18 protein-coding genes and 1 tRNA gene are annotated in these 26,168 nt (G+C 65.8%); 12 read left to right on the forward strand and 7 right to left on the reverse strand.

The genetic code is table 11. The annotated features are described in order from the left end of the window. From clpX to F2P44_RS13245, 4 genes are all read right to left on the reverse strand, one after another. Positions 1 to 1,269, reverse strand: coding sequence for an ATP-dependent Clp protease ATP-binding subunit ClpX (gene clpX / locus F2P44_RS13230; protein ID WP_167087166.1), 1,269 nt, complete (start codon positions 1,267 to 1,269; stop codon positions 1 to 3). A 306-nt stretch (positions 1,270 to 1,575) separates the two neighbouring features. Beyond that, positions 1,576 to 2,193: an ATP-dependent Clp endopeptidase proteolytic subunit ClpP gene (clpP, locus tag F2P44_RS13235; RefSeq protein ID WP_054262583.1), complete on the reverse strand. Its 618-nt coding sequence runs from the start codon at positions 2,191 to 2,193 to the stop codon at positions 1,576 to 1,578. A gap of 37 nt (positions 2,194 to 2,230) precedes the next feature. After that, positions 2,231 to 3,571 carry a trigger factor gene (gene tig / locus F2P44_RS13240; protein WP_167087167.1) on the reverse strand — a complete coding sequence of 447 codons (1,341 nt, stop codon included), beginning with the start codon at positions 3,569 to 3,571 and terminating at the stop codon, positions 2,231 to 2,233. Positions 3,572 to 3,605: 34 nt separating this feature from the next. Beyond that, positions 3,606 to 3,692, reverse strand: a tRNA-Leu gene (locus F2P44_RS13245). Positions 3,693 to 3,966: 274 nt separating this feature from the next. On the opposite strand from F2P44_RS13245, the gene F2P44_RS13250 reads away from it, so the two are divergent. Further along, entirely contained in the window at positions 3,967 to 5,286 is a 1,320-nt protein-coding gene (locus F2P44_RS13250; protein WP_223165030.1) for an MATE family efflux transporter, read from the forward strand. A 59-nt stretch (positions 5,287 to 5,345) separates the two neighbouring features. On the opposite strand, the gene F2P44_RS13255 is transcribed toward F2P44_RS13250, so the two are convergent. Both F2P44_RS13255 and F2P44_RS13260 read right to left on the reverse strand, forming a co-directional pair. Further along, on the reverse strand, positions 5,346 to 8,447 hold the full coding sequence (locus F2P44_RS13255; RefSeq protein ID WP_167087169.1) for an efflux RND transporter permease subunit: 3,102 nt from the start codon (positions 8,445 to 8,447) through the stop codon (positions 5,346 to 5,348). Next, positions 8,444 to 9,562, reverse strand: coding sequence for an efflux RND transporter periplasmic adaptor subunit (locus tag F2P44_RS13260; RefSeq protein WP_167087170.1), 1,119 nt, complete (start codon positions 9,560 to 9,562; stop codon positions 8,444 to 8,446). Before F2P44_RS13260 ends, F2P44_RS13255 begins: the two co-directional genes overlap by 4 nt. A 202-nt stretch (positions 9,563 to 9,764) precedes the next feature. Between F2P44_RS13260 and hpnC the strand changes: the two genes are divergently transcribed. From hpnC to F2P44_RS13290, 6 genes are all read left to right on the forward strand, one after another. After that, positions 9,765 to 10,574: a squalene synthase HpnC gene (hpnC, locus tag F2P44_RS13265; protein ID WP_167087171.1), complete on the forward strand. Its 810-nt coding sequence runs from the start codon at positions 9,765 to 9,767 to the stop codon at positions 10,572 to 10,574. 121 nt (positions 10,575 to 10,695) lie between these two features. Next, positions 10,696 to 11,529, forward strand: a complete 834-nt coding sequence (hpnD, locus tag F2P44_RS13270) for a presqualene diphosphate synthase HpnD (protein WP_167087172.1) — start codon at positions 10,696 to 10,698, stop codon at positions 11,527 to 11,529. Next, a complete protein-coding gene (gene hpnE / locus F2P44_RS13275; protein ID WP_167087173.1) occupies positions 11,522 to 12,862 on the forward strand; it encodes a hydroxysqualene dehydroxylase HpnE in 1,341 nt (446 codons plus the stop codon). Before hpnD ends, hpnE begins: the two co-directional genes overlap by 8 nt. 124 nt (positions 12,863 to 12,986) lie before the next feature. Next, positions 12,987 to 13,124 (forward strand): hypothetical protein, encoded by a 138-nt coding sequence (locus tag F2P44_RS13280; RefSeq protein ID WP_167087174.1) that lies wholly within the window; start codon positions 12,987 to 12,989, stop codon positions 13,122 to 13,124. 17 nt (positions 13,125 to 13,141) lie between these two features. Continuing rightward, positions 13,142 to 14,080 (forward strand): DUF1700 domain-containing protein, encoded by a 939-nt coding sequence (locus tag F2P44_RS35490; RefSeq protein ID WP_229423529.1) that lies wholly within the window; start codon positions 13,142 to 13,144, stop codon positions 14,078 to 14,080. 20 nt (positions 14,081 to 14,100) lie between these two features. After that, on the forward strand, positions 14,101 to 14,907 hold the full coding sequence (locus F2P44_RS13290) for a head GIN domain-containing protein (RefSeq protein ID WP_167087175.1): 807 nt from the start codon (positions 14,101 to 14,103) through the stop codon (positions 14,905 to 14,907). On the opposite strand, the gene F2P44_RS13295 is transcribed toward F2P44_RS13290, so the two are convergent. Then, positions 14,894 to 16,150: a TIGR03862 family flavoprotein gene (locus F2P44_RS13295; protein ID WP_167087176.1), complete on the reverse strand. Its 1,257-nt coding sequence runs from the start codon at positions 16,148 to 16,150 to the stop codon at positions 14,894 to 14,896. The two genes, F2P44_RS13290 and F2P44_RS13295, sit on opposite strands and share 14 nt — an antisense overlap. Positions 16,151 to 16,287: 137 nt before the next feature. Between F2P44_RS13295 and F2P44_RS13300 the strand changes: the two genes are divergently transcribed. The 5 genes from F2P44_RS13300 (at position 16,288) to F2P44_RS13320 (ending at position 26,101) form a co-directional block, all read left to right on the forward strand. After that, positions 16,288 to 16,674: a hypothetical protein gene (locus F2P44_RS13300; protein ID WP_167087177.1), complete on the forward strand. Its 387-nt coding sequence runs from the start codon at positions 16,288 to 16,290 to the stop codon at positions 16,672 to 16,674. Continuing rightward, on the forward strand, positions 16,671 to 16,874 hold the full coding sequence (locus F2P44_RS13305) for a helix-turn-helix transcriptional regulator (RefSeq protein WP_167087178.1): 204 nt from the start codon (positions 16,671 to 16,673) through the stop codon (positions 16,872 to 16,874). Before F2P44_RS13300 ends, F2P44_RS13305 begins: the two co-directional genes overlap by 4 nt. Then, entirely contained in the window at positions 16,871 to 17,800 is a 930-nt protein-coding gene (locus F2P44_RS13310; protein WP_167087179.1) for an alpha/beta fold hydrolase, read from the forward strand. Before F2P44_RS13305 ends, F2P44_RS13310 begins: the two co-directional genes overlap by 4 nt. Before the next feature lie 264 nt (positions 17,801 to 18,064). Then, positions 18,065 to 22,633, forward strand: a complete 4,569-nt coding sequence (locus tag F2P44_RS13315) for a hypothetical protein (RefSeq protein WP_167087180.1) — start codon at positions 18,065 to 18,067, stop codon at positions 22,631 to 22,633. A 15-nt stretch (positions 22,634 to 22,648) separates the two neighbouring features. Then, positions 22,649 to 26,101: a hypothetical protein gene (locus tag F2P44_RS13320; RefSeq protein WP_167087181.1), complete on the forward strand. Its 3,453-nt coding sequence runs from the start codon at positions 22,649 to 22,651 to the stop codon at positions 26,099 to 26,101. Positions 26,102 to 26,168: the final 67 nt, after the last annotated feature.

Genomic DNA, 26,168 nt, shown 5'->3' on the forward strand with positions numbered 1-26,168 from the left:
TCAGTTTTCGCCCGACGCTTTCGCGCTTTCGCTGTAAATCAGTAAAGGTTTGGCACCGTTCGTGATCGAATTTTCATCGATCACGACCTTGATGACATTCTGCTGATTCGGCAATTCGTACATCACATCGAGCAATGCATGTTCAAGAATGGAACGCAAACCGCGCGCACCGGTCTTGCGTGCCAGTGCCTTGCGGGCAATGGCGTGCAAGGCGGCCGGACGGATTTCCAGTTCCGCACCTTCCATTTCCAGCAGCTTGGAATACTGTTTGATCAAGGCATTCTTCGGCTCGATCAGGATCTGGATCAGCGCTTCCTCGGTCAGTTCCGACAAGGCGGCAACCACCGGCAGGCGGCCCACCAGCTCGGGAATCAGGCCGAACTTGATCAAGTCTTCCGGTTCGGCTTCGAGCAGCACGTCGGCGCTGGCGCGCTGCGATTCGCTCTTGACGCTGGCCGAGAAGCCGATCCCGCTCTTTTCGGAACGGTTCTGGATGATCTTGACCAGGCCGTCGAAGGCGCCGCCGCAGATGAACATGATGTTGGTCGTATCGACCTGGACGAAATCCTGGTTCGGATGCTTGCGCCCGCCTTGTGGCGGTACCGATGCCATGGTGCCTTCGATCAGTTTCAGCAAGGCTTGCTGCACGCCTTCGCCGGACACATCGCGGGTAATCGAGGGATTGTCCGATTTGCGCGAAATCTTGTCGATTTCATCGATGTAGACGATGCCGCGCTGGGCCTTGTCGACTTCGTAATTGCAGCTTTGCAGCAGCTTCTGGATGATGTTCTCCACGTCTTCGCCCACATAACCGGCTTCGGTCAGGGTGGTGGCGTCGGCGATCACGAAGGGCACATTGAGCATGCGCGCCAGGGTCTGGGCCAGCAGGGTCTTGCCCGAACCGGTAGGACCGACCAGCAAGATGTTGCTCTTTGCCAGTTCGACTTCATCCTTCTTGCCCAGGTGCTTGAGACGCTTGTAGTGGTTGTACACCGCAACGGACAGGATGCGCTTGGCGGTTTGCTGGCCGATCACGTACTGATCCAGCAATTCCTTGATCTCGTTCGGAGTCGGCAGGTCGGACTTGGCGCCGGCCACCGTTTCCACGTTCGAGGTCTCGTCGCGGATGATGTCGTTACACAGGTCGATGCACTCGTCGCAAATGAAGACGGATGGACCTGCGATGAGTTTCTTCACCTCGTGCTGGCTCTTGCCGCAGAACGAGCAGTAGAGGAGTTTTTCGCCGCTGGAGGATTTTTTGTCTGACATGGGGCAGGTTTCTATTGAATTGCTATAAATGTAACGCGAACCGACGCGCAACAAGGAGGCGCGCTAACAGCATGCTACCCGAAATAAAAACGAAACGCCCGAACGTTGTAGCGCACGGGCGTTTTTTGAGCAACACCTGAGGCGAACCTTGATAAAGCTACTACGCGGCGCAATTGTCGTCCTGCGATGCTCGCCGTACGTGTGTACGGCTGCGCTTCTCGAACAACACTTGCACCGCTCGCTACGCTTTCTCAAGGTCCGCCTGGCGCCGTCGGTGCAACTGGTCGCGCGGCCCGCGCTATGACTTTATTCGCGCTTCGCAAGGACTTTGTCGATCAGACCATATTCCGCAGCTTCGTCGCCGGACATGAAACGATCGCGGTCGGTATCCTTGTGGATCTGTTCCATCGTCTTGCCCGTACGTTCGGCCAGGATGTGGTTCAGACGCTCACGCAGGTAGAGGATTTCCTTGGCCTGGATTTCGATGTCCGAGGCCTGCCCTTGCGAGCCACCCGACGGCTGGTGAATCATGATGCGCGAGTTCGGCAGCGAGAAACGCTTGCCCTTGGCGCCAGCGGCCAGCAGGAAAGCGCCCATCGATGCGGCCATCCCGGTGCACAGGGTCGACACGTCCGGCTTGATGAAGTTCATCGTATCGAAGATCGCCAGGCCGGCCGAGACCGATCCGCCAGGCGAGTTGATGTAGAGCGAAATATCCTTGTCCGGATTCTCGCTCTCAAGGAACAGCAGCTGGGCCACGATCAGGTTGGCCATCTGGTCATGCACCGGCCCGACCATGAAAATTACGCGTTCCTTGAGCAGGCGCGAGTAAATATCGTACGAGCGCTCGCCGCGGCCGCTTTGCTCCACGACCATCGGAATGAGGCCGAGTGCTTGTGTATCCAATGCCGGATTATGATTCATACCTGTCTCTTCCTTTGTAAGCAGCCTAAAGCAAGCTTTAAGCTTGTGCGTTGCTTCCCATCAACTCGTCGAATGCAACGGCCTTGGCCGTGACTTTCGCGATACCGAGTACATAGTTAACGACGTTTTCTTCCAATACAAGAGCTTCGACTTCCGACAGGCGGCGACGATCGCTGTAGTAGTACTTGAGTACTTCACGCGGATCTTCGTAGCTTTGGGCGAAATCTTCGATCTGCGCCTTGACCTGCTCAGGCGTTGCCTGCAGCTTGTTGTCGCCAACCAGTTGCGACAGGATCAGGCCCAGGCGCACGCGGCGCTCGGCCTTGGTGGCGAACAGTTCTTGCGGGAATGGCATATCCTTGACATCCATGCCACGCTGCGCCATGTCCTGGCGGGTCATCTCGGCCAGGCGCTCGGCGTCCTGGGCGATCATGACTTTAGGGACTTCCATCTCGGTGACCTTGACCAGGGCATCCATCACGGCTTCCTTGTTGCGTGCCTTGACGCGGCCCGCGACTTCGCGTTCCAGGTTGATCTTGATGTCAGCGCGCATTTTTTCCAGGTCGCCATCTTCCATGCCCAGCGATTTGGCGAACTCGGCATCGACTGCCGGCAGGTGCGCCCATTCCAGCTTTTTCAGGGTGATGGTGAAGTCGGCGGTTTTGCCGGCCACGTCAGCACCGTGGTAGTCGGCCGGGAAGGCCAACGGGAAGGTTTTTGCTTCGCCGACCTTGAGGCCAACGGTGGCTGCTTCGAATTCCGGCAACATGCGGCCTTCGCCGAGCACGAATGCATAGTCTTCAGCTTTGCCGCCTGGGAATTCAACGCCATCGATCACGCCGACAAAGTCGACCGTCACGCGGTCGCCATTGGCTGCGATCGGCTCGCCGCCGTCGCCGTGTTCGCCGGCTTCACCCTTGGTGTGGTAATGCACGCGCTGTTTGCGCAGGATTTCAATGGTCTTTTCGATTTCCGCGTCCGACACGTCGGCTTTCACGGTGTCGATCTCGACGCCCGACAGGTCGCCGACGACGACTTCAGGATAGACCTCGAAGGTGGCGTCGAACGACAGCACGCCTTCAGCGGACTCTTCCTTTGGTTCGATTTTTGGGAAACCGGCAACGCGCAGCTGGTTCTCGTTGGCGGCTTCATTGAAGGCGCGGCCGACTTTATCGTTCAGCACGTCCGATTCGATCTGGTAGCCATATTGCTGCGCGACCATTTTCAGTGGAACTTTGCCTGGACGGAAGCCAGGTGCCTTGGCCGTTTTGGCCTGCTGTTTCAGGCGCTTTTCCACTTCCGTACGGACGTCAGTCAGCGGAAAAGAGATCGTCAAGCGACGTTCGAGTTTACCCAGGGTTTCGACTGCAGTTGCCATTGTAAAAATCGTCCAAAAAATAGTATTAAACTCGTGGTGCGAGGAGGGGGACTCGAACCCCCACACCATTGCTGGCGTCAGGACCTAAACCTGGTGCGTCTACCAATTTCGCCATCCTCGCGGGATCGCATTGACCGCCATCATCGGCGAGAGAATGCACCTTTCCATCTGAAAAAACAAAGGGCGCCCGACAGTGAAACCGGCCGCCCTGCACTGCCTTTGTTAGGGGCTACAACTTCAACCCGGTATTTTACTGGATTTTCTGACCACATAGGGCGTTTTTTGAAACGGACTCAGGCGGCGTATAATTTGGAAACGTTTTCAGTCCTTTAGAGAAATACCTCCGCATGTCTTCCAATCACATTAACAAAGTCCGCCAGGCGAGTTTATTCGCCATGACGTGGCCTATCTTCGTCGAGCAACTCTCGCATATCCTGCCGGGGATCGTCGATACCTTCATGGTCAGCCACCTGGGCGACTCGGCCGTGGCGGGGCTGGCGGTGGCCAACCAGATCGTCGGCTTTTGCGTGATCCTGTTTTCGTTTGTCGGCATCGGCAGCGCGGTCGTGCTCACCCACTACCTTGGCGCGGGCGACCATGCGGGCGCGCAGCGCGTGGCGGCGACGGCGGTGGGGATCAACTTCTGGCTCGGGATGGTGGTCAGCCTGGCGATCTGGGCGTTTTCGGCCGACATGCTGCGCCTGCTGCACCTGCCGCCGCAACTGATGCCCTACGCCCAGCCCTTCCTCGCGCTGATGGGCGGCACGCTGTTTCTCGAATCGATCAATATCGCGTTCGGCTCGGTGCTGCGCGCGCATGGGCACACGCGCGAAGCCATGTTCGTCGCCATCGGCATGAACGTGCTCAATCTGATCCTGAATGTGGTGCTGATTTTCGGCCTGCTGGGCGCACCCAAGATGGGCGTGATCGGCGCGGCGCTGTCGACCGTCATCAGCCGCGCGGTGGCCTGCGTGGCGCTGGCGTGGCTGGTGCGGCGCCAGCTCAAGCTGGGCGTGCGCCTGTCGTGGCTGCTGAACCTGTCGCGCGAGACGCTGGCGCGCATCCTCAAGATCGGCTTGCCGGCCGCCGGCGAGAACTTGTGCTGGCAGGCGAGCTTCATGGTGATTACGTATTTTGTCGGGCAAATGGGCGTGGTCCAGCTGGCCACGTTCTCGTATGCGATCCAGCTATCGATGATCATGATGATGCTGGGCATTTCGATCGGCATCAGTACCGAGATCATGATCGGGCACATGGTTGGCGCGGGCGAATTCGATGAAGCCTACCGCCAGTTGCTGCGCAGCCTGCGCGTGGGCTTGGGGGTGACGGTGGTGACTACCTGCGCGGTGGTGTTGCTGGCGCCGTGGCTGCTGGGCTTTTTTAGCAAGGACCCGGCGATTGTCGCCGGCGGCGCCGTGCTGCTGCGCATCAGTCTGCTGCTGGAACCGGGGCGCACGTTTAACCTGGTGGTCATCAATTCACTGCGGGCGACGGGCGATGCGCGTTTTCCGGTGCTGATGGGCGCGTGCTCGATGTGGGGCGTGGCGGTGCCGCTGGCATGGCTGCTGGGCCTGCATCTAGGCTGGGGATTGATTGGGGTGTGGATCGCGTTCACCTGCGACGAATGGGTGCGCGGGCTGGCGATGTATGCGAGGTGGAAGAGCCGGGTGTGGGAAAAACATGCGCACGCGGTGCGGGCGCATGTGGCGGCTTAATTAAGTAACCCGTCGTTCCCGCGCCAAGGCGGCACTCGGCGCGGGGACGACGGTATCTTCTATGTGCGCAGCGCTACCGCTTCTACGGGCTTCTTAACCCGGAAACAGGTCGCATACAGCGCCGGCAGGAACAGCAAGGTCAACGCCGTCGCCACCACCAAACCACCCATGATGGCAACCGCCATCGGACCCCAGAACACCGAACGCGACAGCGGAATCATCGCCAGCGCAGCCGCCGCGGCCGTCAGGATAATCGGCCGGCAGCGCCGGACCGCAGCCTCGATCACCGCATTCCACGGCTCTGCGCCAGCGGCAATATCCTGCTCGATCTGATCCACCAAGATCACCGAATTACGGATGATCATGCCGAACAGCGCAATCACGCCCAGGTTCGCCACGAACCCGAACGGCCGGTTCAAAATCAGCAGCGCCATCGCCGCGCCAGCCACGCCCAGCGGACCGGTCAGGAAGACCAGCAGCGAACGCGAGAAGCTGTGCAATTGCAGCATCAGCAAGGTGAACACAATGAACAGCACCAGCGGCACGTTCGCGGCAATCGACGCTTCCGCAGCCGCGCTGTCGGCGGCAGCGCCGGCCAGCGAGATCGTATAGCCCGGCGGCAGCGCCGCGCGCAAATCAGCCAGCTTCAGGCCAATCTGGTCGGACACGGTCGGCCCCTGGATGCCATCGACCACGTCGGACTGCGCCGTGATCGCCCATTCGCGTCCTTCACGCCACACCACGCCCGGTTCCCACACAAAATGCGCACGCGCAATCTGCGAAATCGTCACCGATTTGCCCGAGGCGGTCGGAATATTGGTGTCGTTGAGCACCGACATGGTGGCCCGCTCTTCCACCGGCTGGCGTACCACGATGTCGATCAGCTTGTTGTCCTCGCGGAACTGGCCGATAGTCGTGCCCGACAGAATGGTATTCGCCGCACGCATCACCGTTTGCGAGGTCACGCCCAGCGCGCGCAGTTTTTCCTGGTCCAGGTCGAGACGCAGCACCTTGATCGATTCGTTCCAGTTGTCATTGACGCCGATCGCATTCGGATTGGCGCGCATGATGTCCTTGACCTTGTCGGCAAAATCACGTACGACGGCGATCTCGGGACCGGCCACGCGGAATTGCACCGGATACGGTACCGGCGGCCCGTTCGGCAGCAGCTTGACCCTGCCGCGCACTTCCGGGAAATCTTTCTTGAAGATATCGACAATCTTCAGGCGCATCGATTCGCGCTTTTCCAGGCTGCGCGCCAGCACCACGATCTGCGACACGTTCGATTGCGGGAAGATCTGGTCCAGCGGCAGATAAAAGCGCGGGCTGCCGTTGCCGACGTAGCTGGTCACGCTCTCGACATCGGCTTCCTTGGCCATCAGCTTCTCGAATTTCTTCACCAGCGCTTCATTGGCGCGGAACGCGGTGCCTTCCGGCGTCCACATCTCGACCATCAACTCGGGACGGCTGGAATCCGGGAAGAATTGCTTCTCGATAAACTTGAAGCCGAACACGCCGAGCGCGAACACGCCCAGGCTCAGCGCGATGGTGGTCTTGCGCCATGTCACGCACCAGGTCACGACGCGGCGGAAACGCTGGAAGCCGGGCGTGTTGAACAGGTCGTGCTCGCCTTCGCCGCCCGTGTGCGGCTTGACCTTGAGGATCATGTAGCCGATGTAAGGCGTAAAGATCACCGCCACCAGCCACGAAATCAAGAGCGCCAGCGCGTTGACCGAGAACATCGAAAAGGTGTACTCGCCGGCCGCCGACTTGGCCAGGCCGATCGGCAAGAAGCCGGCGGCCGTAATCAGGGTGCCGGTCAGCATCGGCATCGCGGTCGAGGTGTAGGCAAAGGTGGCCGCTTCAAAGCGCGACATGCCCTCCTCCATCTTGCGCACCATCATTTCGACGGCAATGATGGCGTCATCCACCAGCAAGCCGAGCGCAATGATCAGGGCGCCGAGCGAAATCTTGTGCAGGTCGATGTCGAAAAAGCGCATGAACAGGAAGGTAATGGCCAGCACCAGCGGAATCGTCAGCGCCACCACCAGGCCGGGCCGCGCATCGATGCGCAGCGGCTTGGTGTGCAAGCCCAGCGCAAGGAAGCTGACTGCCAGCACGATCACCACCGCTTCGATCAGCACCTTGATGAATTCGCTTACCGAGGCCGTCACCGCGCGCGGCTGGTCCGATACCCGTTCCAGTTCGATACCCACCGGCAGCTTGGCCTTGATGCGGGCCACGGTTTCATCCAGGCCTTTGCCCATCTGAATGATGTTGCCGCCCTTTTCCATCGATACGCCCAGGCCGATGACTTCCTTGCCGTTAAACCGCATCTTTTCCAGCGGCGGATCTTCGTATTCGCGCTTGATGGTGGCAAAGTCGCCCAGGCGGAAGGTGGTGCCGTTGGCGCGCAGTTCCAGGTTTTCCAGGTCCTTGGCGGAGCTCAAGGCGCCGGTCACGCGCACTTGCAGGTTATCGGTCGAGGTGACCAGCACGCCGGTCGATTCGACCGAGTTTTGCGTGGCGATCTGGTTGGCGATGACCTCGAACGGCACGCCGAGCTGGGCAAATTTCTTGTGCGAGAACTCGATATTGAGTTTTTCAGCCTGTACCCCGAACTGTTCGACTTTCGATACCAGCGGCACGTGCAGCAATTGCTGGCGCACGAAGTCGGCATATTCCTTGACCTCGGCGTAATTGAAGCCATCGGCCGACAACGCGAAGATGGACCCGTAGGTGTCGCCGAATTCATCGTTGAAGAACGGCCCGATCACGCCCGACGGCAAGGTGCCACGCATGTCGCCGATCTTCTTGCGCACCTGGTACCAGGCATTGGCGGTCTCGCGCGGGGGCGTCGATTCGCGCAACTGCAGGATGATGATCACTTCGCCCGGCTTGGAATAACTCTTGATCTTGTCGATGTAGGGCGTTTCCTGCAACTTCTTTTCGAGCTTGTCGGTGACCTGCTCGGCCATCTGCACCGCGGTCGAACCCGGCCAAATGGCGCGCACCACCATCACGCGGAAGGTGAACGGCGGATCTTCATCCTGCCCCAGGCTGGTGTAGCTGATCACTCCGCCCAGCAGCAGCGCGAAAATCAGGTAGCGCGTCAGCGGAATATGCTCTAGCGCCCAGCGAGAAAGATTGAACCCCTTCATTTGGCGACCTCGACCTTTGGTGCGGCCTTGGCGGCCGGCGCCGGATCGCTCGACGAGGTATCCGGCGGCAGGATCGTCACTTTCTGGCCCGGCTTGAGCAGGTTCACGCCGGCCGTCACCACGGTCTGGCCGGCCGTCACGCCACCGGCCAGCACCACCTCATTGCCGGCGGTGCCGGCAATGGTCACCGGCACCATGCGTGCCAGGCCCTTGTCGACCACCCACACGGACGTCGTGTTCTTTTCGTGGAACAGCGCCGTCAGCGGCACCTTGATCTGCGGCGTGGCCATGGTACTGGCGAACTGCACCATGGCAGTCATGCCCAGCTTGACGTCGGCGGCGCTGTCGGGAATCGATACCTTGACCGCGTAGGTGCGGGTGGCGGCGTCGGCCACCGGCGAGACTTCGCGCACCTTGCCGGGAATGACCACATCCTTGTTGGCCCACAGGCGCACGGTCACGTCGGTCAGCTTGCGCAATTCCTCAACTTTATCCTCCGGCAAGCCGATGACGATTTCCTTCTCGCCCATCTTGGCCACGCGCACCACCGGCGTGCCGGGCGAGACCACCTGCCCCACTTCCGCGTCCACGGCCGTGACCACGCCATCGACATCCGACACCAAGGTGGCGTAGCCCGCCTGGTTGGACTGCCCGAAATAGGCCGCCTGGGCCGCATCGACGCTCGATTGCGCCGCGCTGAACGCCGACACCTTGGCGTCGAGCACAGCCTGGCTGACGAAATTCTTCACGCGCAATTCCTGATAGCGCTTCAATTCCGCCTTGGCCAGGTCGCGCCCGGTTTCGGCCGCGCGCAGGTTGGCCTTGGCCTGGGCTTGCGACAACTGCAAGTCTTGCGGATCGAGCTGCATCAGCACCTGGCCCTTCTTGACCACCGTGCCCGGATCGACTTTGCGCCCGGTAATCTTTCCGCCAACCCGGAACCCGAGGCGCGATTCGACCCGCGCCCGCACCTCGCCGGCGAATTCGGCGTTCACGCCCACGCTGCTCGAGGTCAGCACGAGGGCGCGTACGGGACGGATGTCCTCGGTCTTTTCGACAGGCTTCGAGCAGGCGGCCAGCAGCGCGGCCATCACGGCGGCACTGAGAACGGTCATCGGAGCCAAAGGTCTTTGGCGCAGGTTTTTCACGGGGAACACGGTGTTTTCCTTTACTATGCGGTGGTCGCCAACGGAGTGCTTGGCGATGATGTCGAGATGCTACTACTCGTTCGACCCTGAGAGCTAACTGACTTTCTAGTTAGTAATTATAATCCTGCAAGTTTTATTTGCAAATGACTTTAGCGTCATTAATACTTTCATGCCTGTCGATCATTACGAGAACTTCCCTGTCGCCTCTGTCTTGCTGCCCCGGCGGCTGGTGCCGGCCGTGGAAGCGATTTACGCTTTCGCCCGCACGGCCGACGATATCGCCGACGAGGGCGACGCCAGCGGCCCCGAACGGCTGGCCGCCCTGACCGCCTACGAGGCCGCATTAGACACAATCGGGCGTGGTGAAGTTCATCCGGACCCGCTCTTTCAGCGCCTGGCTGGCGTAATCGCCCAATACAAGTTACCGCTGCAACCGTTCCGCGACTTGCTGTCGGCATTCAAGCAGGATGTGGGCACCACGCGCTACCCCAGCTTCGAGCTGCTGCTCGACTATTGCCGCCGCTCGGCCAATCCGGTGGGTTTCCTGATGCTGTCGCTGTACGGCGCCGTGGACGAGGCCAACGTGCGCGATTCGGACGCCATCTGCTCGGCGCTGCAATTGATCAACTTCCTGCAAGATGTCGGCATCGACCGTCAAAAAGACCGTATTTACCTGCCATTGGACGATTTGCAGCGCTTTGGCGTGCCCCCCGCCCAGCTCGACCAGTCGAGCACCGATGGTAACTGGCGCGCCTTGATGGCCTTTGAGGTGGCGCGCGCGCGCGCCCTGATGATGAGCGGCGCCCCGCTGGCACTGCGCTTGCCGGGCCGCATCGGCTGGGAATTGCGGCTGGTGATCCAGGGCGGCTTGCGCATCCTGGAAGAGATCGAGAAGGTCGGCTACGACGTGTTCGGCCAGCGCCCTCAGCTCAAAACGCGCGATTGGCTGGTCATTCTGTGGCGCGCAATACGCATGTAAGCCGGTATCTGACCCACCATTGCCGCGCTGGACGACGAAAAAACCCGCGTCGCCCGCCGCCACTTGCACCCATCGGCTATAGAATAGCGGCTTCGCTTCGCGCACCCTTGCATTTTTGACCATGTCCCCTGACGAATACTGCCAACAAAAGACCGTCCAGAGCGGCTCCAGCTTTTACTACAGCTTCCTGTTCCTGCCCCCGGAGCGGCGCCGCGCGATCACCGCGCTGTACGCCTTTTGCCGCGAGGTGGACGACACGGTGGACGAGTGCACCGACCAGTCGATCGCGCGCATCAAGCTGGCCTGGTGGCGCACCGAGCTTGCCGCCATGTACGCCGGCGCGCCCACGCACCCGGTGACGCAAGCCTTGCAGCCGCACCTGGCGGTCTACAACTTGCAGGAACAGCACATGCAAGCCATCGTCGACGGCATGGAAATGGACCTCGACCAGACCCGCTACCTCGATTTCCCGGCCATGAAGCGCTATTGCTGGCACGTGGCCAGCGTGGTCGGCATTCTCTCGGCCAGCATTTTCGGCGTGACCAATCCCAAGACGCTCGAGTATGCCGAGCAGCTGGGCCTGGCGTTCCAGCTCACCAATATCATCCGCGACGTGGGCGAAGATGCGCGCAAGGGCCGGATTTACCTGCCCGTCAACGAATTGCAGCAGTTCGGCGTGACCGCTGCCGACCTGCTCAACGCGCGCCACAGCGACAAGTTCGAGAACCTGATGCGCTTCCAGACCGAACGCGCGCAAAAGGTGTACGACGAAGCCTTCGCCCTGCTGCCCAAGGAAGACCGGCGCGCCCAGCGTCCCGGCCTGATGATGGCGGCCATCTACCGCACCGTGCTCGACGAAATCGAGCGCGACAACTTCCACGTCCTGACCCAGCGCATCTCGCTCACGCCGCTGCGCAAACTGTGGCTGGCGTGGAAGACCTACATCCGTGGCTAAAGCACCGCAAAGCGCCGCCGTCATCGGTGGCGGCTGGGCCGGCTGTAGCGCGGCCGTCGAACTGGCCCGGGCCGGCTGCAAAGTCACCCTGTTCGAGGCCGCACGCACGCTCGGCGGACGGGCGCGCGCGGTCGATGTGCAGGGCCGCCAGCTCGACAACGGCCAGCACATCCTGCTCGGCGCCTACAAGGAATCGCTGCGCCTGATGCGCGCGGTCGGCATCGACCTGCGCGCCGCCGTGCTGACGCTACCGCTGCAAATGCGCTATCCCAAGGATGGCGGCGGCATGGACTTTGTCGCTCCGCGCCTGCCGGCGCCGCTGCACCTGGCGCTGGCCCTGCTGCGCGCCGATGGCCTGGCCTTTGCCGACAAGATGGCCCTGGCGCGCTTTTCTTCGACCGCGCGCTGGATGGACTGGCGCCTGCACAACGATTGCAGTGTCAGCGAATTGCTGGAGCGCTACGACCAGACCGAGCGCCTCATCGAGCTGATGTGGCGTCCGCTGTGCCTGGCCGCGCTCAATACGGCGCCCGAACGCGCTTCGGCGCAGGTATTTCTGGCCGTGCTGCGCGACAGCCTGGGCGCGAGCCGCGCCAGTTCCGACATGCTGCTGCCGCGCGTCGACCTGAGCGCGCTGTTTCCGGTGGCGGCGGCAGCCTTCGTCGAACGTGCCGGCGGCGCCGTGCGCCTGGGCGCCAAGGTCGCCGCGCTCGCGCCGCACAACGACGGCTGGCTGCTTGGCGAAGGCGAGCGCGAGCGCTTTGACGCCGTCGTCATCGCCACCGCCCCGCCGGCGGCCGCCACCCTGCTCGAACAGGCCGGCGCGGCCACACTGGCGGCGACCCTGCAGCATTTCGAGTACGAAGCGATCACCACCTGCTACCTGCAATATCCGGCCGCGACCCGGCTCGAGCTGCCCTTCTACGCCCTGCGCGACAACGCCGCCAGCGGCCACTGGGGGCAGTTCGTGTTCGACCGCGGCCAGCTCGACGCCGCCCAGGCCGGCCTGTTTTCGGTCGTCATCAGCGCCTCGGGCGCGGCCTCGGAACTGGGGCGCGAGGCGCTGGCCCAGGCCGTTGCCGCCCAAGTGGCCGCCGTACTGGGCCGCCCGGAACTTGTCCAACCCGAATGGGTTCAGGTCATCAGCGAAAAACGCGCCACCTTTGCCTGCACCCCGGGCCTGGCGCGTCCCGCCAACGCGACCGGACTGGCGCGCCTGGCGCTGGCCGGCGACTACACCGCCAGTGACTATCCGGCAACAATCGAGTCCGCCGTGCGCAGCGGCGTGGCGGCGGCCCGCCTGGTGCTGGCGGCCAAGACATCGCCAGCATGAACGACTGTCCCGCGATTTGGTCGTTGACGGCGCTGAAAGTGCAGCCTGTCGCATTCCGCTGGAGCTGAACTGTCCGTTTTCGTACAGTAGCACCATCGAAACAGGTTTTTTACACGGACAGCACATGAACATCGCCCTCGGCCTTCGCGCACTCGCACTCCTGCTTTTTGTTGCCGCGAGTACCGCCGTCATCGTCATGCCGCACCTGCTCGGCGGCGGCTTGCAGATTCTCCATTCGGGCGTGGCGCTGAGCCACTCCTGATCCCAAAGGCGACCATCATGGGCAAACTCGAATACCTCGACGCGCTGCGACGCGCGATGGCGGGCATTTCCGCCGACATCCAGGCCTCCACGCTGGCATATTACGAACAGCGCTTCATCGACGGCCTGGCGGCTGGCCGCACCGAGGCCGACATCGCCGCCGAGCTCGACGTGCCGGCCACGATCGCCATGAAGCTGCGCACCACCGCGCATATGCATTCTTTCGAGCAAAAGAAAAATCCCGCCAACCTGATGCGTTTGCTGGTGTCGCTGGCCGGCCTGGCCATCTTCAACCTGTTCATGGTGGTGCCGGCGCTGGTCTACGCGGCCTTCCTGGCCTTGCTGTACGCGGCCGGGCTGGCCTTTTACGTGGCCGGCATCGCCATTACCGCCAGCGGCCTGTCGGGCGCCAACGAACTGGTGCTCGACGGCCCGTTCCGCGAACTGATACTCGACAACGCTTCCGGCGACGAGCCCCAGACGATGGAAGCGAAAGTGTCGATCGGCCAGGACGGCGTGCGCTTCTTCCGCGAACATATTTCCGGCGACGCACCCCGGCAAGCCGTAGCCGAAGCGCGCCAAGCCGCCGCCGGTGCAGCCGCGCACGCGGCCGGGGAAGCCGCACGCGCCGCTGGAGAAGCCGCACGCGCCGCCGGAGAAGCCGAGCGCGCCGCCGGCGAGGTGGCCGACGCTGCGCGCGAAGCGAGCGAGGAAGCTGCCTCCACCCACCCGAAAAAACGCGGCATGGTGCGCCGCGCCGAAGAAGCGGCCAGCGCTGGCCTGCGCATCACCACCAACCTCGAACCCGGTTCGCGCGCCACCCAGACCGTATTCGGGCTCGGCATCGTGCTGGCCGGAATCGTGATCTTCCTGGTCTGCCTGGTGATCACGAAATACACGCTGACCGGCATCCGCCGCTACGCCGAAATGAATGTTTCCCTGCTCAAGGGCAACTAAACGCGGAACCGGAGAATTTCATGCGCTCACTTCTTAAAGTCGGCTTCGGCCTGCTGCTCCTGGCCTTCGTCCTGATCGCCCTGTTCTACAGCATGCTGCGGGCCCAGGGCACTACCCGCCCGGCCAATCCGGAAGGCCGGGTGGTCGCCAGCGAGGCGCGCCATGTGGGCAACGATGTCACATCGGTCGAGCTAGGCGGCCCGATCGACATGACCCTGCGCCAGGGCGCGGTGCCGTCGCTGACCGTGCGCGGCGAACAGCGCTTGCTGGGCAATATCGAAACGATCAGCGAAGGCGGCACCCTGCACATCGAAACCAAGGGCATGCTGCTGCACCATAAACAGCCGCTGCAAGTGGTGCTGGTACTGCCCGCCATCGACAACGTGCGCATCCAGGGCAGCGGCGACAGCACCATCAATGGCTTCAGCGGCGACAAGATCGACCTGCAACTGCACGGTTCCGGCAACGTCAAGTTCAATGGCCGCTTTCGCGAGGTCGAGGCCGGCCTGCAGGGCAGCGGCGACATCGAGCTCAACGGCGGCAACTGTGACCAGGTCGACGTCAACGTGGCCGGTTCGGGCAGCATGACGGTGGTGGGCGCGGCGAAACGCTTCAAGACGGTGCAGACCGGCTCGGGAGATCTCGATGCCGAGCACCTGAGCGCCGATACCGTCACCGTCGAGCTGACAGGTTCGGGCAGCGCGATCGTTCAAGCCCGCAAAAGCGCCGCCGTCAACCTGCGCGGCAGCGGCGACGTGAGCGTGCACGGCAATCCGGACCAGCGCGCCGTCACCCGCAACGGCTCGGGCGACGTCACGTTCGACTAGACGGCCGCCGCGCCAGCCAGGCCAGCGCACCATGGCCGGCGGCGCGGCCGCTGGCAAAGCAGGCGGTGAGCAGGTAGCCGCCGGTCGGCGCTTCCCAGTCGACCATTTCGCCGGCGGCGAACACGCCCGGTATCGCGCGCAGCATGGCGTGCCCGTCGAGCGCGTCGAAACTGACGCCGCCGGCGCTGCTGATCGCCTCGTCGATCGGGCGCGCCCGTTGCAAGGTCACGGGCAGCATCTTTAACGCCGCCGCCAGGCGCGCCGGATCGGCAAATTCCTCCGCCGACAGGCATTCGCGCAGCAATCCCGATTTCACGCCCTTGATGCCCAGCCGGCTTTGCAGATGGCTGGACATCGAACGCGAACCGCGCGGGCGCGTCACGTCGTCCAGCACCCGTTCGGCGCTGAAATCGGGCACCAGGTCGAGCCAGATGGTGGCGCTGCCGCTGGCGGCGATCTGCTCGCGCAAGTCGGCCGACAGGGCGTAAATCAGGCTGCCTTCGACGCCGCTGGCGGTGATCACGAATTGTCCCTGGCGCTTGTGCAGGCGGCCGTTGGCGTCGGTGGCGGTAATGGCCACGGTGGTCAAGGGCGCGCCCGCGTGGCGGCTGCTGAAATGATCGCTCCAGCCGGTGTCGAAGCCGCAGTTCGACGGCACCAGCGGCGCCACCGCAACCGCGCGCTCCCGCAGCAGCGGCACCCAGGCGCCATCCGAACCCAGGCGTGCCCAGCTGCCGCCACCGAGCGCCAGGATGACGGCATCGGCCAGGATTTCGCGTTCGCCGTCGGGCGTGGCACAGCGCAGCGCGGCGCCATTCCAGCCCAGCCAGCGATGGCGCATGTGCAGCTGTACGCCCGCTTCGCGCAGGCGGTGCAGCCAGGCGCGCAGCAGGGGCGCGGCCTTCATATCGGTGGGGAAAACGCGTCCGGAAGTGCCCACGAAGGTGTCCACGCCGAGGCCATGAATCCAGTCGCGCACCGCCTGCGCATCGAAGCGCTCCAGCCAGGGCGCCACCTGCGCGGCGCGCGCGCCGTAGCGCTGGAGAAAATCGGCGGAGGGCTCCGAATGCGTGATATTCATGCCGCCCTTGCCCGCCAACAGGAATTTGCGCCCCACCGAAGGCATCGCATCGTACAGATCGACCGCCACCCCGCCCTGGCTCAGGACTTCGGCGGCCATCAGGCCGGCCGGACCGCCGCCGATGACGGCGACGCGGGCTTGGGGAGGGTTTTCAGCAGGCATGACAGACTCGGTGCGGCGGTTGGACGACCCGCATTGTAGTCGACTTCGGCAGGCGAAAAATAGATGTAAAGCTTGCTTGACATGCCTATTATTCATCCCTACTATGTAAAGCATACTTTACTAACGAGGAGACTGACATGCATGAAAAGATCATCGGCCGGCGCTACCTGCGCGAACTGTTCGGCGCCATCGGCATCTATGCGCTGATCCTGACCGCGGCCATCGTGTTCGGGCGCACGCTCGCCGCAGGCCCGGCGCGCACGCTGGTGCTGGCCAGTCCGGTGATCGGCATCGCCCTGGCCGCCTGGGCCATCGTGCGCCACATGCGCCGGGTGGACGAATTCATCCGCCAAAGCACGCTGGAAAACCTGGGTATCGCCGCCGCGCTCACGGCCGGCCTGACGCTGACCTACGGTTTCCTGGAAACAGCCGGTTTTCCGCGCCTGTCGATGTTCACCGTCTGGCCCCTGATGGGCGCCAGCTGGCTGGTGACGGGCCTGGTGCGCGGGTGCTTCTTTAAATGAACAACACCATTCGCGCCCTGCGCGCGCAGCATGGCTGGAGCCAGGCGCACCTGGCCGACCTGTTGAAAGTGTCACGCCAAACCATCAACGCCATCGAAACCGGACGCTACGACCCGAGCCTGCCGCTGGCGTTTGCCATTGCCCGGCTGTTCGCCCAGCCGCTTGAAACCATTTTTCATCCCGACCAGGAGACTGCATGATTGCCCGCCTTGTTGTAGCACTGATGATGGCGGCGGCCGCGCCCGCCTTTGCCGCCGACACGGCCCCGCCGCCGGCCAACCGGTTCGCCGCCACCCTCGTTCCCGCCGAACGCTTCGAGGCCGGCGCCATGCTGGTCGAACGGCACGGCCAGCGCGGCCGTCCGCTGATCCTCATTCCCGGCCTGGCCAGCGGGTCCTGGGTGTGGCAAAGTACCGCGCGCCAGTTCATGGGCGACTACACGGTCTACATCGTCACCCTGCCCGGCTTCGACGGCCGCGCGCCGGTGCCGGGCAAGCAGATGGAAGCGGCCCAGCGCGCGCTGGCCCAGCTGATCGAGACGCGCAAGCTGGTCAAGCCGGTGCTGGTCGGACACAGCCTGGGTGGCGTACTGGCGCTGTCGCTGGCGGCGCAGTTGCCCGAGCGCATAGGTGGCGTGGTCAGCATCGATGGCTTGCCGGTGTTTCCGGGGGCCGAAGACCTGACGCCGCGCCAGCGCGACCAGATGGCGCAGTCACTGGCGCGGCGCATGGCGCCGGCCGACCAGCGCGCCTTCGCGGCCCAGCAGCAGGATTACATGCGCGGCACCGGCGTGCTGGACATGGCGCGCGCCGACGAACTGGCCAAGCTCAGCGCGCGCAGCGATCCGGGCGCGATGCTGCGCTACATGGCCGAAACCTTCGCGCTGGACTTGCGCCCGCAGTTACCCAGGATCAGCGCGCCGGTGTTGCTGATCGCCCCGTATTTCGAGCCCGACGCCATCCAGCACGAGCTGACCGAGGACACCAAGAAGAGCTACTACGCCTCGCTGATCGAAGCCGCACCCACGGCGCGGGTGGTGACGGTGGCCCCGGCGCGGCACTTCGCCATGTTCGACCAGCCGGAACGGGTGAACGATGCCATCCGCACCTTCCTGAAAGCGCTGTAAGCGAGCAAGGGTTGCAGCACCGCCACACGCCACAGCCCTCCGCTCTGCTAGCTTGACATCCCCGAACGCGCGCCCGCTCTGGGTTCATGCCGATGCCCGCCCGCTGCGACCGGCGGCGTCATCAATGGCGCTTGCCCCGCAAGATCGCGAATGCTAACGTGGTTTGGACCGGCCCCCTGAAACACAGGCCCGGCCATGTCAACCGGGTTCCGTCGCCGACTTGCGGCGGAGCATGCCCGGATCGCCTTCGGAGGAGCATCAGCCATGCCACCCAGGATTGCGCCCACCCCACTTCCTTTCGGCCTGAGCGAGCCCGGCTCGCCGGCTCCCGGCAGCGCACCGTTCACACCGGGCACCGACAACGCGTCGGCCGAGCTGCTGCTCCAGCTCGCTTCCGGCGAATGGCTGGGCGACGCCGCCATGGCGCCCGAGGAAAACCGCGCCACGCTGCGCGCGCTGGCCGCCGCGCTGCGCAATGGCGGCCCCGGGGAAGGCGAGCCGCTGCGCATCGGCGACGCCCTGGTGGCGCTGCGCCGCCAGCCCGTCGTCAGCACCCGCCTGGAGGGCGCCGCGCCGGCGTGGAGCGCGGGCCTGGCGGCCGAACAGCGCGTCGGGCCGGTCGCCGACCAGCTTGGCCGGCCGTTCTGGCTCGACCTGTTTCGCCCGCTGCGCCAGTTGCGTTTCGTGCGCAGCCACGGCGGCCCGCCCGTGCTCAGCCTGCCCATCGTCCAGGCACCATGGGCCCTGGGCGGCGCCTATCTGCGCACCGGCCAGACACTCGACCTCGGCAAGGGCAGTCTCTGGTTCGCGGCCAGCCTGTTCACCGTGGCGCCGCCGAACGTGTACTCCGGCGTGCGCATCGCGCGCGGCAGCCTGCGCTTTTCGGTCGACCTGTCGCTCGGCGCCGATGAAGTGCTGTTGCCGCCGGGTGTGGCATTCGAACTGCAGCTCGACTTCGATGTATCCGCTGCCAATGCGCCCGCGCCCGGCAGCGTGCTTGCCACCACCGGGCGCCGCTCGCCCGACGGCCTGGTCATCGGGCTCGGCCCGGCCGGCGCCACCATCGCCGTCGTGGGCGATGCCGGCCTGGGGCTGGGCGCCAGCACGGTGACGCTGGCACCGGCCGCCGGTCCAGCCCGTTACCGGCCCGAGCTGAACCGTCTGGTGGTGCCGATGACGCCGGATCGCGCCAGCGTCACCATCGGCGCCATCGGCTCGGCGCTGTTCACGCCGTCCGGGGCGGCACCCGTTGCGGCGGCCGGCCTGGCGCTGCCGGCGGCGCCGATCGATCCCGCCAACCTGGGCCAGGCAAGCGGCGCCGGCGCCCTGATGCTGGAACTGGAACCCGGCCTGGGGGCCACCTGGCATGCCGAGCCGCGGCCGGTCGAGCTCGGTCCGGTACTCATCTTGCTGGACGAAACACGGCTGGCCATCAGCGGCCTGGCCGCCCGCGCGAGCGGACGCGCGCTGCGCCCACCGCTGGCGCCCATGTCGGCGCCGGCCACCCTGGCCTATGCGCGGATCGACAAGAGCGCGCTGCACTTCCTGGCCGGTAGCGACGGAGCCGAGTCGGTCACGCTGACGGCCAGGGTTGAGGTGCGCCTGCCCAAACCGGTGGACGTGGCCGGCAACCGGGTCGGCCTGACCCTGGCGGCGGCGCAGCTCGTCATCGCCACCACGCTGGCCGGCCAGCGCAGCCTGAGCGTGAGCGGCCTGGCGCTGGCGCGCCCGCAGGAACAGGCGATAGCCTTCGCGCTCACCAATGCCGTCATGCGCGCCACGCGGCCGCGCGCCTTTTTCATGATGGGCCGCCTCGACGGCGAGCGCATCGTCGAGGGGCTGGCGCTGACCGCCTACGGCATGGGCGGCCTGCTACCCTCGCTGCCCGACCCGTACGCCGCCAATACGCCGCTCGGTACGCCCTTCGCCGCCGCCGGCCAGGGATACCTGCTCAGTCAATTCCAGTTCGGCCCGGCCGGCGAGAAGCTCGGCTTCGTGCTGCCGCAATCGCTCGCGGTGGTTCCACCGCTGGCCGGGCCGGGCTTCGCCGGCGTCGGCGTGCCGCCCACGGTCAGTGCCACGGCGGCGCTCAATGTCGGCGACCTGTTCGACTTCGAGGCGCAGACCAAGATCGTGCTGCTCGACGTCTCATCCAACGCCAGCCGCTTCGGGGTCGCGGTGCGTCCGCCGCGCCGGGGCAAGCAGGATAGTGTCAGCAGCGCGCCGCTCAAGCCGGTCACGGTGCAGGGACTGGACCTGTCGCTCGACGGCCGCATGCTGGTGCTGCTCACGCTCCCGGCGGTGCAATGGGAGCCGGTGCGCAACGTGCCCGGACCGGAACCCTTTCCCGACGAGGTGCGCTTTGCCAACAACGGCGTGCCGGCTACCATCGACGTGCCCGGCGTGGAGCTGGTGCGCATCAATCCGCTCGCCGCGTACGACACGATCCTCGGCAATTTCGCCCTCGACCATCCGCAGCCATCGCGCGCGCGCTTCACGCTGCCGTTCGGGATGGTCGCCGATGTCCGCCTGCAAGCAGCTTCGCCCGCCGGGCGCAGCGCCGAGGTCGGCGAAGTGCGCCCGGCCATCGACGCTATGCGAGGCGCGCATCAACTGCGTATCGGCGCGCTCGATCCGGCCCTGGCGCCAGGCGCCACGCCGGCGCTGCCCGGCTTCATTGCGCAACTTGCCGTTGCGCAGCCGGTCGGCGGCGGCGTGCCGGCCAGCATCCTCGGCGCCAGCGTCACGGCCATCGTCAACGGCTATCTCGGCCTCGGGCAACCCACGGCGCTGGTGCCGCTGACGCGGATCGACCTGTCCGGCCATGGCGAGAGCCTGTTCAGCGCCTGGGCCAATCCGGACGAACCGGAAACCGGGGTTGCCGCCGCCGAATTCCAGGTGCTCAACGGGCGCGCCGCGCACGAGGTGGTCCAGGTCAAGAGCATCCTGCTGCCGTATTTCGTGCCGGTGGTGCGCATCATTACGCTCGGACGCAAGGGCAATGCGGTGTTCACGCGCGAGGATAGCGGCTGGCTGCCGGCTGGCGAGGGACGCTACCGGGCCGCGCCGGGCAGCGGCATCGTGGTCCATCCGGGCGTGGTGCAACGCGCCACGCGCGTGTCCAACATCCGCGAAACCGGCAGTGCCCTGGCGGCCGGCGGCATGGAGTTCGTGGCCGTCTATTTCGACACCGACCTGATCCTCGACGGCGCCGCCGCGCCGGTGCCGGCACGGCGCCAGCTCGGCTATGTCAAACTGTCGATCCCGGTCCTGGCCGCGCCCGTGTACGCCGCCCTGATCGCGGCCGCCGGGACGATGGGCGGCGCGCTCGACGCCAGCATCCAGGTTGCCGGCGGGCGCCAGCGCATGCGCCTGCACCGGGTCGGGGTCGGCGTCGCCGGCCCCGAATTCGCGATGGCGGCCTGGGGCGGCCTGGCCTTTCCGGCCGGCGGCGGCGACTGGTCGGTGCTGGAAGCGGCCAATCCGGCCGATGCCCCGGCCGCCATCGCCGCCGAGCGCGGCCTGCCGCTGATCCGGCACGGCGCGGCCGGGGTGCCGAGCGCCGCCCCGTACCGCTTCGCCGATCCGGAAGACTTGTTCAACGAGGCCGCGCCGCAGCGCGACTACGGCCTGCTGCACTCGATGGGCACCCAGCGCGCCTTCTTCCGCCGCCCGCGCATCGACATGGGCGCGCCGCACCGGATCGTGTCGTCGCAGCGCCCGGTGCTGGCCGATCCGCTGATCCTGGCCACCTCCACCGGCGCCTTTCCGCGCCAGGCCGAGGCGATTCCCTTCCCGAATGCCGCCTTCGGGCTGGAAGCGCGCGCCGATGGCAGCTGGGTGCTCGATGCGCCGGCCAGTTTTGCGGCCGGGGTGGCGCGCCGCACCATCCGCAGCGCCGGCAGCGTGCGCAGCGACCTCGATTATTCGGGCGCCACCGTCACCTACACGCTCGACACTGCCGCCCCGGTCGCGTGGCGCTTCGCGCTCGACGACGCGCTCAAGATCATGGCGCACACGGCGATGGGCGACCTGCTGTCGATGGCCACCGATATCGACGCCCAGGCCGGCCGCGCCACCCGTTTCGCCGATCCGGCCCTGCGCATCGGCGGCCCGTTCGACATCGTCCAGGATTTGTTGACGATCCTCAAGGACCTTGGCGTCCCGGCCCAGCCGGAGGTGCGCTTGACCAACGAATGGAAGCTCAGCGTGGCCCTCGAGGTGCCCTTTGTCGATGCCAGCGGCGAGGATTTCCAGGTTCCTCCGGGCGATCCGTTGCCGACCATCAAGTTCGCCGACACCGGGGTGATGGTCGAGGTGGCCGTGGCGCCCAAGGCCGACGAAGCCAGCCTGAAACTGCACGGCTCGCCGATGTTCGCGATCAAATCGGTGCCCGGCCTGTATGTGGTGGCGATCATCGAATTCGAACTGAAGTTGTCGACCGAGACCGGCACCACCTACGGCTTCCTGATCGGGGTCGGCATCGCCTACAGCCTGGAGGCCGGGCCGTTCGAGCTGGAGGGTCTGTTCGCGATCACTTTCTTCGCGGTGTTCGGCGATACCGTGCTTGGGTACGGCGTCGGCTTCCTGGTCAAGCTCTCGGCCGAGCTGCCGCCCATCGTGTCAATTGAATTGTCGCTGGAAGGAAAGCTGGCGCGCGTGGTGGCGCACAGGGGCTTGCCGGATGAAACGGTGTTCCAGATCGCCAAGCTGGTGTTCGCCATCGAAGTGTCGATCTTCCTGGTCTTTAACATCTCCCTCGAAGTAGAAACCAGCAAGATCGAAGTCATACGCGGCCCGCTGCTCGAGAGCGACGCCCCCGATATCATCTGAAAACAGGAGCCTGCCATGCCACTGCCGATCCGCCTGATCCTGTTTCCCTTCCTGCAAGGCTACGACGGCAATGTTCTGTCGCTGCGCCTGCTGGCCGCGCCGCAGACCGATCCCACCGCCGCGCCCGCGCCCGGGCTGACGCCGTTCGTCGCGACCGATTTTGAATTCGAGCTGCGCTTCGTAGCCGACCTGGCGCAGCTGCCGACCAGCGGCGCTGCGGCGACCGTCATCGACCAGGCGTCGGCGGCGCCCGCGAACGCTGCGGCCATCTGCGCCGCCCTCAATGCGCAGTTCGGGATCGACGCCAGCATCGGCCCCATCGACGGGCGCGCCGGTGCCCCGCGCATCGTCAAGTATGCGCCGCCGGCCTACCGGCGCGCAACCGGCTATGGCGGCGAGCATCCTTTCCTGCTGACCGACGACAGCTATCACTGCGCGCTCAAGGCGCCGGTGCCGGCCGGGACCTCGGTCAAGGTGACGCCGCCGGTCATGTCGTGGGGCAAGGTGCTGGCGCAGGTATTGCGCCAGCCGCTGCTGGCCGAAGCGACCGGCCTGGTGCGCCCGTCCAGCGTGACCCCGCCCGCCGATATCGTCGCCGGCGGCGGCTGGCTGTTCGTCACGCTCAAGGCAGGCAGCCCGTGGAGCGACCTGGCCGGCACGCCGGGCGCGCTGCGCTCCTACGCCACGCGCATCGCACCTCTCAGCGGGCCGCGCGCGCTGTTTACGCCGGTGCTGTTCCAGGTGGCCGCCGCGCCCGCGCCGGGCGTCGCCTGGGACGACCTGTTCCGCGAATCGATCGAGTACGACGACGGCTTCGCCAAGGCCGTGTATGCGCGCCAGCCGCCCCAGGCCGATCCGCTGGCCGACGACGAGGGCGAGCGTCCACCCGAGGATCGCGGCATCCAGCTCGGCTGGGACGATGAGCAGCTCGTCACCTGGCTGAACCGGCAGTTCGACATCGATGCCGACGCGCCCATGGGCGTGATGGGTTATCGCGTCGATGTGCGCGAAGCCGGCACCCCCGCCTGGGAATCGCTGGTGCGCGCGCGCACCGCCGTCACGCTCGGCGCCGTCGACGCCGGTGACAGCGAATTTGACTGGCGGGTGGAAGTCGCGCCCAACCGGCTGATGGGCGACACGGGCAACCGCAGCTGGCTGCCCAGCTACCTGAGCGCCTGGAACGGCCCCTCGCTGATCGGCATCGATGCCCTCGCCGCACAACTGCGCGGCCTGCCCGCCGCCGCGCCCGTGGTCCAGGGCTTGCCGCCGGCGACCGCGCTGCGCTACGGGCACAGCTACGAATTCCGGGTCCGCTTCAATGACCTGAGCGGCGGCGGGCCCGCGCTGGCCGACGCGCCCCGCAACGGCGGGCCGCAGCCGCTGGCCGCGATCGACTTCCGGCGTCCGGTGCGGCCGGCCGGCGTCGGCATCGATCCGCCACTGCCGCTGGACGCCGACCCGGGCGCGCCGCCGGCCAGCCTGACGGTCTCGCGGCCCTTGCTCGGCTACCCGGCCTGCCTGATGGCGGGCGGCTCGCCAGCGGCCCTGCTGGCCGATATCGCCCCGGCCATGCTGGCCCAGCGCGCGCCGGGCCTGCCCGACCCTGACGTCGGGCAGCTCGAAATCGTGGTCGAGGTGGCCACGCCGGAAGCGGGCGCCGCCAGCCGCTACCTGGCGCTGTACAGCGTCACGCGCGCGTATCCGCTTGAGGGGCCGTTGACGCTCGACTTTGCATGGACCGATATCGCCGATGCGCGCGACCTGCCCGCCGCGCCGGCCGGCCCGCTGCCCTTGCCCACCTCGCGCAATGTGCGTTTGCGCCTGACCCCGCTGGCCGACGCGAAGATTGACTACTATGCCGGCGAGGAGGTGCGGCGCGGCGAAACGCGCCTGGTGGCCATGCGCGCCCCCGCCAGCGACGAACGCGGCCTGCTGGTGCAGGGCGGCGGCTCGCTGGTCGAGGGCTTTTTCCTCCAGCCGGCCGAGCTCATCTCCCCGGCGATGATGGCGGGCCGCCAGGCCGCCGGCCACGGCGACCAACTCCCCGACGATCCGCTCGGGCGCCTGGCCGCCGCGCTCGACCTCGACCGCAAGGACAGGAGCTTGCGGGCGCGCCCCGGACGGCGCCTGATAATCGGTGCCGGCGCCCTGCTGCGCCAGGTGGTCGGCCCGGACCGCGCCAGCCTGACCTTCGCCACCGCCAATGACATGACGCGCCTGTGGCTGGTGGCGGTGGTGCTCGAACTGCGGCGCGACTGGAGCTGGGACGGGCTCGACTATCTGCTGGTCGAACGCGACGGCGCCGAAGTCGGGCGCATCGGCGCCAGCACCAGCGCCGGCCACGAGGCGCTTGGCGACGCCGAACGCGACAGCTCGGCCCTGGTCTTCCTCGACGCCATCGACCCCAAGCCGGCAGCCGGCGCGTTTCCGCGCCCCTTGACGCCCACCTACCGGATCACGCCCGTGTTCCGCGTCGCGCCCGGCCAGCAGGATGCGCCGCTGGGCGCGGCCATCGTCTTGCCGGTGACCACGCCGCCGGCGCAAGTGCCCAAGCTGGTGTCGGCCGGGCTGGCGCTGTCGCCTTACCGGCGCGATCCGGCCTATGCCGCCAGCGAGGAGCGGCAAACAGCGGTCTGGCTCGAATTCGACCGCCCGCCGCTCGATCCGGAGGACCGCTACTATGCGCGGGTCATGGCCAGCGCGCCGGACCCGGTGCTGACCAACCAGTTCGGCAACGTCGCCGCCATCGCCGACTTGCCGCTGCCGGTCGATCCGGAACCGATCCGCCGCATCGTTCCCGGCCAGGGTGACGACCACGCCGGCCAGGCCAGCATGCAGCTGCTCGCGCCGACATCGAGCCCGCTTCATTTCCTGCTGCCGCTGCCGCCGGGACTGACGCCCGGGTCGCTGGAACTGTTCGGCTTCTTCACCTATGAATTCCGGGTCGGTCACGCCGGCATCTGGAGCACGGCGCAGGGCTTCGCGGGCCGGGCGCTGCGCGTGGCCGGCCTCCAGCACGCGCCACCGCCACTGGCTTGCGCAGTCACCCGCAGCAAGGGACGGCTGACCGTCAGCGCCGCCTTTGCCGAACCGGTGCGCGATGGCCGCTCGCTGCGTCCGGCCACCCCGGTCACCGATTTGTGGGCGCTGCTGTATGCGCGCGTGCACCAGGCCGATGACGCCGACCGCCGCAATATCCTCTTGGGTACGCGCCGGCTCGATCCGGCGCGGCGCCAGCAGCAGCCCGGCGCGGCCGGCGTGGCTGCCGATGGCATGGCCGACTGGTCGAACAATGAAATCAGCGCCGGCCTGGCCCTGCTGACCCTGGGCCCGGACGCGCCGCTCAGTTGCCTGGTGGTCGAAACCTTGCCCGGCGAGGTGCCGTATCCCGATCCGCTGGCCGCCCAGCTGGGCTACGAACGCTTCCTGCGCACGTCCCCGCTGACGGAGGTGCCCGATATCTGTTGAGCGCCGCCACGCCGGCCGCTACGTGCGGTCGCGGATGACGCTACGCGGCGCGGCGTTGACCAATGAC

The sequence above is a fragment of the Massilia frigida genome, assembly GCF_011682175.1.
GTDB classification, from domain to species: domain Bacteria; phylum Pseudomonadota; class Gammaproteobacteria; order Burkholderiales; family Burkholderiaceae_D; genus Telluria_A; species Telluria_A frigida.

What these genes read in the sequence shown, in the direction of transcription:
- clpX (WP_167087166.1), bottom strand. Translation starts at nt 1,269, where the DNA reads ATGTCAGACAAAAAATCCTCCAGCGGCGAAAAACTCCTCTACTGCTCG.
- clpP (WP_054262583.1), bottom strand. Translation starts at nt 2,193, where the DNA reads ATGAATCATAATCCGGCATTGGATACACAAGCACTCGGCCTCATTCCG.
- tig (WP_167087167.1), bottom strand. Translation starts at nt 3,571, where the DNA reads ATGGCAACTGCAGTCGAAACCCTGGGTAAACTCGAACGTCGCTTGACG.
- F2P44_RS13250 (WP_223165030.1), top strand. Translation starts at nt 3,967, where the DNA reads ATGACGTGGCCTATCTTCGTCGAGCAACTCTCGCATATCCTGCCGGGG.
- F2P44_RS13255 (WP_167087169.1), bottom strand. Translation starts at nt 8,447, where the DNA reads ATGAAGGGGTTCAATCTTTCTCGCTGGGCGCTAGAGCATATTCCGCTG.
- F2P44_RS13260 (WP_167087170.1), bottom strand. Translation starts at nt 9,562, where the DNA reads ATGACCGTTCTCAGTGCCGCCGTGATGGCCGCGCTGCTGGCCGCCTGC.
- hpnC (WP_167087171.1), top strand. Translation starts at nt 9,765, where the DNA reads ATGCCTGTCGATCATTACGAGAACTTCCCTGTCGCCTCTGTCTTGCTG.
- hpnD (WP_167087172.1), top strand. Translation starts at nt 10,696, where the DNA reads ATGTCCCCTGACGAATACTGCCAACAAAAGACCGTCCAGAGCGGCTCC.
- F2P44_RS13280 (WP_167087174.1), top strand. Translation starts at nt 12,987, where the DNA reads ATGAACATCGCCCTCGGCCTTCGCGCACTCGCACTCCTGCTTTTTGTT.
- F2P44_RS35490 (WP_229423529.1), top strand. Translation starts at nt 13,142, where the DNA reads ATGGGCAAACTCGAATACCTCGACGCGCTGCGACGCGCGATGGCGGGC.
- F2P44_RS13290 (WP_167087175.1), top strand. Translation starts at nt 14,101, where the DNA reads ATGCGCTCACTTCTTAAAGTCGGCTTCGGCCTGCTGCTCCTGGCCTTC.
- F2P44_RS13295 (WP_167087176.1), bottom strand. Translation starts at nt 16,150, where the DNA reads ATGCCTGCTGAAAACCCTCCCCAAGCCCGCGTCGCCGTCATCGGCGGC.
- F2P44_RS13300 (WP_167087177.1), top strand. Translation starts at nt 16,288, where the DNA reads ATGCATGAAAAGATCATCGGCCGGCGCTACCTGCGCGAACTGTTCGGC.
- F2P44_RS13305 (WP_167087178.1), top strand. Translation starts at nt 16,671, where the DNA reads ATGAACAACACCATTCGCGCCCTGCGCGCGCAGCATGGCTGGAGCCAG.
- F2P44_RS13310 (WP_167087179.1), top strand. Translation starts at nt 16,871, where the DNA reads ATGATTGCCCGCCTTGTTGTAGCACTGATGATGGCGGCGGCCGCGCCC.
- F2P44_RS13315 (WP_167087180.1), top strand. Translation starts at nt 18,065, where the DNA reads ATGCCACCCAGGATTGCGCCCACCCCACTTCCTTTCGGCCTGAGCGAG.
- F2P44_RS13320 (WP_167087181.1), top strand. Translation starts at nt 22,649, where the DNA reads ATGCCACTGCCGATCCGCCTGATCCTGTTTCCCTTCCTGCAAGGCTAC.